This window comes from Salipiger marinus, from assembly GCF_900100085.1.
GTDB lineage: Bacteria > Pseudomonadota > Alphaproteobacteria > Rhodobacterales > Rhodobacteraceae > Salipiger > Salipiger marinus.
This window is the reverse complement of record NZ_FNEJ01000046.1, coordinates 1-11,198: the sequence shown is the minus strand read 5'-3', so window position 1 is coordinate 11,198 and position 11,198 is coordinate 1. Positions and strand designations below refer to the sequence as shown.

9 protein-coding genes are annotated in these 11,198 nt (G+C 61.0%); all 9 read right to left on the bottom strand.

The window, feature by feature from the left end:
• Positions 1-271: 271 nt before the first annotated feature.
• Complete coding sequence (locus tag BLR51_RS25960; protein ID WP_131821894.1) at positions 272-949, bottom strand: hypothetical protein; 678 nt, start codon at positions 947-949, stop codon at positions 272-274.
• Positions 942-1,808, bottom strand: coding sequence for a TIGR04255 family protein (locus BLR51_RS25955; protein ID WP_165616948.1), 867 nt, complete (start codon positions 1,806-1,808; stop codon positions 942-944). The genes BLR51_RS25960 and BLR51_RS25955 overlap by 8 nt, the downstream gene beginning before the upstream one ends.
• Before the next feature lie 520 nt (positions 1,809-2,328).
• The gene (locus tag BLR51_RS25950; RefSeq protein WP_089852414.1) at positions 2,329-5,781 is read right to left on the bottom strand and encodes a class I SAM-dependent DNA methyltransferase; all 3,453 of its coding nucleotides are present in this window, start codon (positions 5,779-5,781) and stop codon (positions 2,329-2,331) included.
• Positions 5,782-6,006: 225 nt separating this feature from the next.
• Positions 6,007-6,228: a hypothetical protein gene (locus BLR51_RS25945; protein ID WP_089852412.1), complete on the bottom strand. Its 222-nt coding sequence runs from the start codon at positions 6,226-6,228 to the stop codon at positions 6,007-6,009.
• Between the two features lie 97 nt (positions 6,229-6,325).
• The gene (locus BLR51_RS25940; protein WP_089852410.1) at positions 6,326-7,126 is read right to left on the bottom strand and encodes a peptidoglycan recognition protein family protein; all 801 of its coding nucleotides are present in this window, start codon (positions 7,124-7,126) and stop codon (positions 6,326-6,328) included.
• A gap of 408 nt (positions 7,127-7,534) precedes the next feature.
• A complete protein-coding gene (locus BLR51_RS27540; protein WP_131821893.1) occupies positions 7,535-8,074 on the bottom strand; it encodes a hypothetical protein in 540 nt (179 codons plus the stop codon).
• Positions 8,075-8,663: 589 nt separating this feature from the next.
• Entirely contained in the window at positions 8,664-8,894 is a 231-nt protein-coding gene (locus tag BLR51_RS25930) for a hypothetical protein (RefSeq protein WP_089852406.1), read from the bottom strand.
• On the bottom strand, positions 8,891-9,076 hold the full coding sequence (locus tag BLR51_RS25925; protein WP_089852404.1) for a hypothetical protein: 186 nt from the start codon (positions 9,074-9,076) through the stop codon (positions 8,891-8,893). The genes BLR51_RS25930 and BLR51_RS25925 overlap by 4 nt, the downstream gene beginning before the upstream one ends.
• Positions 9,077-9,088: 12 nt before the next feature.
• Complete coding sequence (locus tag BLR51_RS25920) at positions 9,089-11,167, bottom strand: SGNH/GDSL hydrolase family protein (protein ID WP_089852402.1); 2,079 nt, start codon at positions 11,165-11,167, stop codon at positions 9,089-9,091.
• Positions 11,168-11,198: the final 31 nt, after the last annotated feature.

Below are 11,198 nucleotides of genomic sequence, written 5' to 3'. Positions count from 1 at the left end.
CGAACACGACAAATCTTGCCGTCGCCCGCCCCTCGGAGACATCCTTGCCATCGCGTTGCTGAAATGCGATGCGCCAGTCTACCGAGACCTTACTCAACTCGTCGCGCTTATCCACGCTGAGGTAGCTAGGTTTTCCGTCTCTGTCATCGTCACCAGCCAAGTCTGACCTCGAGAACGCTGAACCTAGGAGGGTGTCTCCGTCGAAATGGGATGGATGCCAAACCATTCTGAGAAATTGCGCCGACGATAGCTCCGACAAATCCGGCTCCGCTTAAACACTCAGGAGCTCGACGAGTTGCGGGTCGAGATCATTTCCAATTGCACCCTCACCGTCGGACGCGACATTCGCCTCACCTTCGAAGTAGTAGGTGAAGGTACCGTCACCGTAGATTGAGATCACACCATCGAGCGTTCCGGTTCGCCAAGTAAGCACAACAATTCCATCGGCGTCGAGGCCTACGCGCGGAGCTCGAACACTAGAGCCCTCAAGAGTTTCAAGGAGCGCTTTCGAGTCCGCAAGTGTCTCAGCCTCCGCGGGAACCGAACGATCACCGTCCCAGCCATCCTCAAGTTCGTGAATTAACTCGAACTGGTCAAAGGCGCTTTTCCAATCTTCTGAGCGGAATGCCGAATTGATCCAATTGGCGTTTGCCACCGCATCAATATATCTTTCAATCTCAAACGCCGTATGTTTCGCCTCTCTAGATGAGATTAACATCTCATCAACTTTCTTCAGAGTCCGCGAACCCCACCCCTTGATCGGCTTGGTCACCGGAGATTTCGCAAAGCTGCAGGATTGGGCGATGTGGACTTCGCTATCTGATAAAATTAGCTCATAGCTCTCAGCCGTACTTGCAGATCCCGACAGCGCTATGGCCGCAGGAATAAAAAAGCGCGAAGCACGCGCCGCGGAATGAGCCGTGCTCGTCATAACTCCTACTTCAGCCATGACCGCCCGCACCCTTTTGATCAATGTGCAACATTTCTCTCCCCTCCCCGGACAGAACTTGCGCAAAATTTTCGTTGCAAATCAGATGCAAGTTCGAAAGAAATTCTTCTAGATCAGAGACCACCTGACTATCAGCGTCAAGCCTTGCTTCGGCTTTGGTATATATCTGCAGGCTTCTGACCGCATCACCAATATGCGTCGTTCCATCCTGCATATCAAGGTTCTGGTTGATCAAGATACGCAATCCGTTCCTCGTCTCGAACCAGCCACGATGAATATGCCAAAGTTCGTTTCCGAGAATCGTATTCTCTGGAAGCAGCGGGAATAGCTCCCCGCAAAGAATCAGTTTTGCGTTCGCTTTCTCTGGAGCCCCCTGAAAGACAAATCGATCCGTATAGTCATGAGAAAATGATCTAAAATCAACGATATCACTTATTCGAGAAATCATTTCACCGACAACGCTGATGAATCTTTTCTTAGCGGTTGTCCAATTCCTATACTCGGAAGATTCATACACGAGCATCTGGGGGTTCAACACAACCACTTCGGCCGGCTGCATGGTTGAGGAAGCAATTCGAACAGATTGCCAGCCTTCAGATTCCTGTATAATCGGCGATTTGTTGCTGGGTTCACCAATGAAAATTTTCTGCGTTTTCTGATCTTTAACGGCATCGAATCGAAACTTCTGCGTTTGCGCCTCGAAGAGCCGCCGCTGGGCGTCGATCACCTTCTTTGGTAGCGCATCTACAAAGATCACTTCGAACCTGATGCGCTCGATCGCATGCGCGGAATGGACAGGCGCCCAACTCATGCGTAATCCTCCAAACTCTAGTGGACCGGCCAAAGATCGCTCCGCCACCTGCTATCCTATGGCGAACTAAACCGCAAGCAACCGTATCAGCATAGAAAAATTTACAGAACAATCTTAAGATCTTGCTGTTCGTTTCTTCTTAATGTCCTTTTGAAAGCAGGCAGTCGCGCTCGCAAGGGCAGTCTGATTCAGATCGCCTAATCCGCCGCCGCACCTCTTCCAGCGCGGCCTCGCGCGTTCGCAAACAGCCATACGTGGCCGCGTAGGTCCATGTTGCCCCACCACCAAATCAACTCGCTTCCTGCGCTCATGCCGAGGCGCTCCCGCCCTATCTGCGCCCCACGTCCCGCCCGTCGCGGCGCACGACATAGTCGTCGGGGCGAGACGTGCCAGCGGGTCATGCGCCGCAGATAGGGCGGGGGCACAAGAAAAAACCCGGCGCCGGGTTGGGCGCGGGGCTACAACAAAATGCGAAAAACCGGCGGGCTTGTCAGGTGCCGCGTTCCGGCGCGCGGATGCCATGCTGACACACATTCAGTCTTCATGGCCTCGCCTGTTATCGCGGACCTCAGATTACGTAGCGACCCTCAGAGGTTATTTCTGCCATGCCGAGCCCCGCGAGGGTCTCGAGGAGGCGCTCTACCGACGTGGCACGGCCGCGCATGAAGGTGCGAGCAACGGTTTCGGCATCAGCCTCCCCGAGGTCCTCCAGCACCCCGCGGACAGCAGCTATCTGGTCCGGGAGCGTCTTGGGCCACGGGGTCTTGCCGGTCTTGGCGGCGGCGGCAATCTCCAGCACGCCAGTTTTGGCTTGGTCGGTGCGACCTTCGGGGTTCTGGTATTCGGGACGGAGCCACCGGACGTGACCACGAGCCTCTTCCGCAGCACGCTCGCGGTGGAGGTCGACGAGGTTCATCAGGATGTCGTTCTCGGATAGGGCGGCAGGCCAGCCATAGGCCTCCGCCACGGCGGCGTCGATCCGGTCGTGTATATCTTTCAGCAGGCCAATCAGCCCGTCGTCGTAGACCAGCTTGTCCTTCCCCTCAATCATTTGGCCAGCCCGGAGCTTTTCGAGGGTGTTATACATCTGCGTCAGTGTGAGCTTAGGATGCCGGACCTGCCGCTCCTTCCGGTGGGCATCGAGTTCCTCTCCGAGCTGGCGGAGGGTGGTGCGCTGTGAGGGAGTGAGATCGGGGAAAGGGAACGGGTCGAAACAGCGCGACTTATTGTAACGTGGATCGTTGCCGATCCCAAGGCGCCCTCCCGCAGCGAGTGCCCACGTGACGTGGATGCGACTGGAAAGCGTGGCGAGCGCCGCGGCGTCATCGAGACCGATCACGACGAGCATGTTGTCGGGGATGACTTCCGCTTCAAGGAATTGGAAAACCCGGTGTTTAGTCGTCTCAACAGTAGCGATGTAGCGCGGAAGGCCCTCCAGTGCCGGGCGCAACTTCTGTCGGGGCTTTCCATGTAGCCACCACAATCGCGCATACGCAGCACTATCGGCTGAGTTTTGCGCCTTTGCGTCCCGCTCTGGTTTCACGTTGTCGAAGACATGCTGAAAGACTACCGGATACCGCGTACGCACGTCTTGCTCCGACAGACCGAAGAGGTCGATCACCATGACGCCGCGCGGTGATGCCATCAGGTCGCGGCCGTTGCGATAGGGGCGAATATGCCTCTCCAGCCCCGGAGAGGAGCCAAGGCCAAGGCCCCGCGCTTGTGCGGGTGAGACGATGAAACCCGCGCCAATAAGCTGCATCCCTCTGAATCCAAGCCCGTCGTTCCCACGCAAAGCAACTGCCCCTGCAACATCAGCCCCGATCCGCAGGTTCGAGAAGATCAATCCCATCTCGGTCTTCAGTTCGACCTGCCGCCCCTCGGCCTCGTTCCGATCGCCGCACTCAGATATGATCGTCACCAGCCGCCCCGGACGGCTGCCCGCCGCCGCTACGGTCATGCCGATGCGCACCGCCGCGCCATCCACAGCGTCCACCCAAGGGTGGTCGGGGATCGCAAATAGCAGCGACAGGGGGCGTTTCGCATCTCCCAGATGCGGATCCAGCACCCGGCGGTTGAAGGTCTGCCGCAGGGAGTTGGTGGTGATCAGACCGAAGCGCCTCACTCCGGTCTGGCCGTCATAGGCGCGTGCCTTCAGCGCCGCCTTCTCCCACCAAAACATCACTAGGTCGGCGCTGCCCGGCATCTTCGGATAGGCTTGCCACAGCGCTTCGACGTAGCCGTCGCCAAGCGCCTCGCGCATCCGGCTCGCACCGATGAACGGAGGATTGCCGACGATGAAAGTGGCCTCCGGCCACTTCGCCGGGCGCGGGTCGGCGTAGTCATAGATCTGAATCCGAGCCGATGGGTCCGGCACCTCCTCTCCGGTCGCGGGATGGCGCATCGTGGTCGTGCCATCCCAGCGGGTCACCGGAGCGCCATCCTCATCCAGCCGCGGAGTGCGGTCCGACCAAGTAAGTACGGCGTCGCGATGTTCTATGTTCTTGAAGTCGCGCAGGATCGGCTCAGAGGGCGCGGCTTTGCCATGCGTGCGGTAGTGCCATTGCAGGTAGCCGATCCACAGCACCAGCTCAGCCACGTTGGCGGCCCACGGATTCAGCTCGATCCCTAGGAATTGGTGCGGATCCACGGTGTGGCCAGCAAGGCCCAAACTGGCCTGCATCTCCCCCAGTTCCTCCATAGTAGCCACGACCTCACCCTCGAGCCGCTTCATAAGTTCCAGGGCGACGTATAGAAAGTTCCCGCTGCCGCAGGCCGGGTCGAGCACCGTAACCTCGCACAGCTTTTGATGGAAATCCTGCACCTCCCGCAGCGCCTCGCGCTCCTTGCCTTGGCTGCGAAGCAGGTCAGCGGCCGCCTGAACGCTGCGCCAGTCCGCGCGTAGCGGCTCAATAATCGTCGGCATTACCAGCCGCTCGACATAGGCACGCGGCGTATAGTGGGCTCCCAGCTTGTGTCGGCTCTTCTTGTCGAGTGCCCGTTCAAGCAGGGTGCCGAAGATCGCTGGCTCCACCTGTTTCCAGTCGGCCTCGGCCGCCTCGATCAGTAGACTCAGTTGCACTTCGGACAGCGGCAGCGCGGTGGCGTCGCGGAACAGCCCGCCGTTGAAGCGCAGGAGCTTGGCCATAAGCACTGTGGAGGTGCCACCGGTGTTCATCGTTTCCCAGAGCGACTGGAGCACCGGGGCGGCCATTTCAGGCTTCCCGCGCAACTCCCTCAGCTTGTCGCGGAAGGAGTCCTTGGGCAGCAGTTCCACGTCCTCGGCGAACATGGTGAAGAGACAGCGCATGAGGAAGCGGGCCACATCCTCGCCGCCATGTCCCTGGCCTTCAAAACTGCGGCCGAGATGAGCAAGATGATGCGCGATCTCACGAGTGACACGAGCCGCCGATCTTGAGGGGTCAAGCGTCTCTGGATCGGTCCAAATTGAACGCAAGCGATCTCGAACTGCTTGCTCTCGTAAGTCCTCAAGATGGATGCGGTATCGGGTACCATCAGGGAACTGCGTATAGCCCTGACCTTGGCGAGAAAAATCAGAATAAACTTCTATGAAGCTCCCCACATCGACCACCAAAAGAAAGGGTGGCCATCCGTCCTCTCTACTGACAGCGCGAGCGTACCCGTCAGCCTGGTTGCGGGCGCGGAGCATGGTATCCTCAAAAGAACGGGTACCACGTCGGCCGTGACCCAGTTTAAGACGAGTATTATCTTTCCATAATGGCAGCTGCTCTGCCGCCGCTTTCGGACCTGCTCCCTGCTTTGCTTCCATGACAAACGAACCACGGCGATACAGATCGATGCGGCCGCGACGGATCGCACCCGTGTGGGTTTCAGTGACGGGTCTTTCGAAGCGATAGTCGTTGCTCTGGCCGTCGCTCTGAGCAGGCCGAGGACGCTCTACCTCCAGCAAATCGCACAACTCGCTAGCGAATGTCTGGAAGTTTGCCATTTCACTTCCCCCAGATGCCTTCCAGCGGCGGATAAATTTCTCAATGTCCAAATCCTTGCCTCCCCGAAATTCCTCCAGAGAAGGCTAGTAACTCTTGCGGCTCACAACCGTGACGTTAGCTGACAGTGCGACGGAGTGCTGGACTTACCACGAACATGAGCCAGAATTGACAATGTGGCAAAACTAGACCTCGCTACGCCTGAAGAATTGCGCAGTAGAAAGCTGCCACACCGCTTAGGCGCAGCAGCTAGATATCAGTGGTAGAGCAATGTGCGCTTATGTTCTCCCGCCAACTCCCTTCACCCATCGCGACCACGCGAAGGTGCCACCGCTGACGAGGCTATACAGAACCACAGCCGCCGCGACCGAGGCCGCATTGACATCGATGGTGATCAGGCCCGCCGCCTTGTCATAGGTGACGAAGGGCAGCGCGGCGGCGAGGCCCGCGAGGGGCAACAGGATGAAGACCCGCAGCAGCAGGGCGATTTGTCCGGTCATGATCTTTTCCTTTTCGGGGATGCGCCACAGGCGCGGAGGTTGCGCGGCACGCAGCCGCAGAGAGGACCAGCGCCAGGCGCCAGTCGGTGAAGCGGGATCAGGCCCAGCCTGCGGGGGCCCAGTCCTCGGGCGTGACGACGAAGCCCGGGCAGAGCTTGGCGGCGAACTCATTATGCCCGGCGATGCGGGTGATGGGCGTGCGGGCGCAGGCACGGGCGATCACGCCGCGTATCGCGGAGAGCGTGGCCTCGGTGTAGAAGTCCTCGGGCGCGCCCATGCGCGTGATGGTGCGCACCGGCACCATGGAATAGCCCAGCGATCCGGCGTTGTGGCCGATGACATGGGCGCCGATCTCGCCCCACGGGCGGCCCTCGATCACCTCGCCGTCGGGGAAGATCACGCCGTGATAGCCGATGTCGCGCCAGCCATTGGCGAGGTGCCAGCGGCGGATCTCGGCGAAGAGCTCCGCATTGCGCCGGCTATGCCCCCAGCCGCCCGGCGTGGCGGTGGTATGGATCACGAAGAGCTGTACCAGATGCCCCGCGCCACCCTGAAACAGCCGGTTGCCGTGGCCGGGCCGCAGCGGCGGGCTGGCGGGCTGCGTCGTGGCCTCGATGACGGCACCAGAGCGCGGCAGACCATCAGCGGCGATCAGCGCGCCAAGCGCCCGGTCCAGCTCCGGCGTCCAGACGCGGCTCAGCGGTCCCTCTGCCAGATAGCCCAGGTCGATCAGCGCCCGTCCAATCTGCAGCACCGGGTCGCCCCAGCGGCCCTGATGCGCATCGCGCAGCGCCTCCAGACCGGCGCGCGTTTTCGGCCCCCACAGTCCGTCAGCCGGGCCGGGCTCGAAGCCAAGCGCCGACGCAGCCGCCTGCAGCAGGCGGATCTCCTGTTTCATGGTGATCTCCTTGCAAAGAAAAACCCCGCGCGAGGCGGGGCTAGGTGAAGTTCCGGAAATGCTCGGGCGGGCGATGCGCCGAGGCGCAGGAACAGGCCCCGCGCGACGGCGGGGCGTAAGTTCGCTTATGGCTGCTTTCCGCATTTGCAGGAGCGTTGCGCGGGCGCTACCAAACTGGGTGAGCGCGGCGAGTTGATGTTCAACGTCTGACGTACGCCCCTACTCAGGACTGCCGCGCTCACCCCGACACAAAATGAACTATATGTAGAAAGCCAAAAACGCCCATCGTCTAGGCGATGAGCGCAGCCTGCAGTTTAATGAGTTTGGTCCACGCAAAGTGCTCGATTTACAACGTTCGAGGAGCGCCGGATCGATGGCCCCGCGCCTTACGACGCAGGGCCCCTTCAGTCACAGCATCTGAGCGAAGCGCGGATCCGAGACTAGCGTCTGGATTGCCGACGCCAAAGCTCGATTGAACGCAGTGGCAGTGTTATTGCATGCGGCGTAGGCCGAGAAGCTGGTGCTGAAAGGAGTGGTCGACTGGATAGCGAAACCAGAGCTTTGCTGCGTGTAAGCTTGGAGGCCGATCTTCCACTCGCCCTTGAAAGAGTCCGGCTGCAGCCCTGTCACGATAATATTCACCGGTCGCGCACCTGGACGATATACCCCCCCAGCGAGCAACTCTGCCTGCATGGCCTCCTTGATCGTTTGGGCAACGTTGTCGCCGCCCCCGAGATCAAGCGGCCCTGCGAGACGACAAGTGGGCCGAGGCTCAACCCCTTCGGCAAGGCGGACTTCACCCACTGTTGCACGCTCTCCGCGAGCTGCAAGCTCTTGGAGGGTAATCGTGTTCTGTGCCGAACTCTGGTATTGTTGCGCGGTATATGTGTCGCACCCAGCCATCATAAGTGCCGGAACCGCCAAAAACGCAATAGCTTTGAGTTTCACTTCATTCTCCCAAATTTGATTCGACGTGCCTGCATCTCGTGGCGCAACCCACACGAATGCAATCTCGAGGCGCCGATCAAGACTCGGGTCTGCTATTAAGTGTTGCGTAAGAGCGTCAGGGGTTTGGTCGTTTCAGTGATCGCCGTAGTCACGAAGAGCGAACTTGACCTGATCAACTGCGCTCAGCAACGTCGGCGCCGCCGCGCTCACATCGACGCTATTTCTGCACCTCTCCCTGCCGCTGCGCATCCCGCAGCGCCTTCATACTGGCATGGTTTTTAGGCCCACAGAGCCCGACCGAGGGTCCCGAGGCAAAACCAAGCGCCGATGCCGCGGCCTGCAGTAGGCGAATTTCCTGTTTAATCGTCACCTCCTGATTGCACCGGGGGGTCCGGCGTGGTTACGGCTGGATTGATCGCGGCAGCGTGGAAATGTAGACACGCCCTGTCTTCGCCGGGACAGGGCCAGCTGGAATAGGGCGCAGCGGTAATCCGCCATCCTGAATCGTGTGTGTGAGACGGGGTCCCTAAGTCCAGACTGGAGCCGGCGTTACGACCGGCCCGTGATCACTCACAAAGACGGGTGGGTCCTACTTCTGCCCCTCACCTCCGCCGCCTGCCCCGGCGCGCAGCAGCGCCATGACGAAGCGCGAAAGCGCGGGAGCCTCCACCCCCAGCGCCAGCAGGCCCAGCATGGGATAGACCCACTCGGGCACCTCCTTCGCGAGGATATCGAGGCCGATATCGGCGACAAACAACGCGATGATCGCGATGAGGCTCAGCACCTGCGCCCAGCGGACGCGCTTTTCTGTCTTGCTCATGCCGGGCAGCACGCCCTGCGGATGCCGCGTTGGATCAGGCGCACGGCCGACCATACGGCGAGGAACTGGATTCCGCCGCTGGCGGTGGTGAGGGCCACAAGCGTGACCACCGCCACCGGCAGCAGCCCGGCATAGGCGTCAATGTAGTGTCGCGACAGGGCAGTGAGGATGGCGGGGATCATCGCGCGGCCTCCTCAGAACGGCTCAAGAGGTTCAAGGCCGCGCAGCACCCCGCGAATGATCGCTGCCATCCGCGCGCCACCTGCGGCGTTCGGGTGGAGGTCTCCTCCATCGTCCACCATGAAGTCGTCTAGGTTGACCGTGTTCCATCCGCATTGCGACAGGTCCACCACGGGCATGCCCCACCGCTTGCCCATCTCGCGCACGGCCTCGGCATACTCGCGCGTGGTCACACCCTGCAGGTTGACGGAGGCCGAGGTCCAGCCGCTGCCGTCCGTCAGGCGCCCCGGCAGCTCTCCATAGGGCGTGGTCAGCAGCACGATGCGCGCGGCAGGGAAGCGCGTGGTCAGCTTCTGGCACATGACATTATAGGCGCCATTGAAGGTAGCGGTATCGCTGCTGTCCACGGCTCCAAGCGCCACACTCCCGGCCCAGTCGTTGGTGCCGCCCAGCACGAGGATCAGATCCGCGCCGGTCGGCATCGCCTCGATGGCGGCATCCTGACACATGCCCGAGGCCCCGCTGACACGCCGACCGCCGACACCGTAGGCCGTGTGATCGAGCCCAAAGTGAGCCGCGACAGCAGGCTGCCACGCGCCCTGCGCGGTGATGCTGTCCCCAAAGCTGTAAGTGACGGCCCCGGCCCAAGTAGAGGGCTCGGCCGTGACCCGGATGGCAGGATCGAGCAAATAGCCATAGTCCTGATAATCTGTACCCTCCGTCCCGACCTCGAACTGAAACTGGTTGATCTGGCTCTTGAAGCAGGTGACACGGTAGTAGCGCACCACCCCGCTCTCTGGGGCCGTAATGGTGGTGACAGCCGAGTTTGAACCATACTCCGGCAAGACTGTTTGCGACTCATCAAATGCGGCCACAAATCGCATACCGAGGGTTGTTCCGAACCCGTGATAGGTCTCGCCGGGCTCCACCTCGATATAGTCCGAGAGCGCGTAGGTGGAGCCAGAGGTGGCAACACCGTTTGCCCCCATGAACGTGTCGAGCGTGGCGGCTGCTTTGTCGAAAAGGTTCCGCGACGGCACGAGGAAGGACGTTTTCGCGGGCGTGACAGCATCATTCTTCAGAGCGTCGGTGCCGATCCCGGTGACCCGGTCCCCAACCACCACATATCCATACGCTTGGTACGGGAACAGCGGGGTCGTTCCCTGTACCACGTAGAAATTTGCGGCGGTAAAACCGACTGCATTTGGAATGGAGAACCGTCCAAAAGCCGCCGTGGAAGGCGCAGTGACGGTGCCCGCGCCGCTACTCGGGTTGCTGCCGGAGATGAAGTTGTAGGCCGCATCATACCACGCGATCCAGCGGCGCACCGGCAGGTAGTAAACCTGCCCGGCGGTGACCGGGATAAAGCCGGTGGCATCATAATCAGCGGAGGCCTGCAGCTCGCCGTCGCTGGAATTGATAAAGTAGCCCTCTGCAAAGTCCGGGTCCTGAGCATCGAAGAGGTTCGGCGAGACCTCCAGCGCGTTCCGGCTCAGTCGATCCACCGCCGTCACCTCCGCCTTCTCCGCCAGCGCGGCAGTCACGGCGGTGGCATCGGCCTTGTCTTCCAGCGCCGCTGCCACCGCATCGGCGTCGGCCTTGTCCGCGAGCGCCGCCTCCATGGCAGCCTGTCCAGCCGCACCGATGTTGAACCGCACGGTGCTCGCGAATGGACCCGAAAACTCGCCCAGATAATTGCTGATGCTCAGCTTGGAGCCCAGCCCGCCGCCGTCCACCCAGGTCCATTGCCCCGCGCTGGTGCCGAAGGCGGTATAGCGCCCGGCATTGTTAACGGTCTCGCTGGTCTGCGGGTCGGTGTGGCTGCCGGTATCCTCGGGGCTGACCTCGGCCTGCTGGCCGATCGCCTCTGGCGCCAGCGAGGCCAGCGCCGTCCAGCTCGGGCGCAGGATGCTGGCATAAGAGGTGGCCCGGTCCAGTTCGGCCAGCCGGTCAGCCAGCGCACCGCTGGCGGCCAGCAGCAGGGCCAGCGTCTCGCGGGGCAGCACGCCGAGCGTGCCGCCCTGATGCACCAGCAGGTCCTCGGCGCTGGCGAGGTTGGTAAGGTCGATGGTTCTGACGCCGTTGTCGGGCATGGGCTTATCCTCAGAAGATAAGAGTGGAGAG

Excerpts from the sequence above, each read along its gene's own strand:
- BLR51_RS25960 (WP_131821894.1), bottom strand. The coding sequence starts at position 949 with ATGGCTGAAGTAGGAGTTATGACGAGCACGGCTCATTCCGCGGCGCGT.
- BLR51_RS25945 (WP_089852412.1), bottom strand. The coding sequence starts at position 6,228 with ATGACCGGACAAATCGCCCTGCTGCTGCGGGTCTTCATCCTGTTGCCC.
- BLR51_RS25940 (WP_089852410.1), bottom strand. The coding sequence starts at position 7,126 with ATGAAACAGGAGATCCGCCTGCTGCAGGCGGCTGCGTCGGCGCTTGGC.
- BLR51_RS25930 (WP_089852406.1), bottom strand. The coding sequence starts at position 8,894 with ATGAGCAAGACAGAAAAGCGCGTCCGCTGGGCGCAGGTGCTGAGCCTC.
- BLR51_RS25925 (WP_089852404.1), bottom strand. The coding sequence starts at position 9,076 with ATGATCCCCGCCATCCTCACTGCCCTGTCGCGACACTACATTGACGCC.
- BLR51_RS25920 (WP_089852402.1), bottom strand. The coding sequence starts at position 11,167 with ATGCCCGACAACGGCGTCAGAACCATCGACCTTACCAACCTCGCCAGC.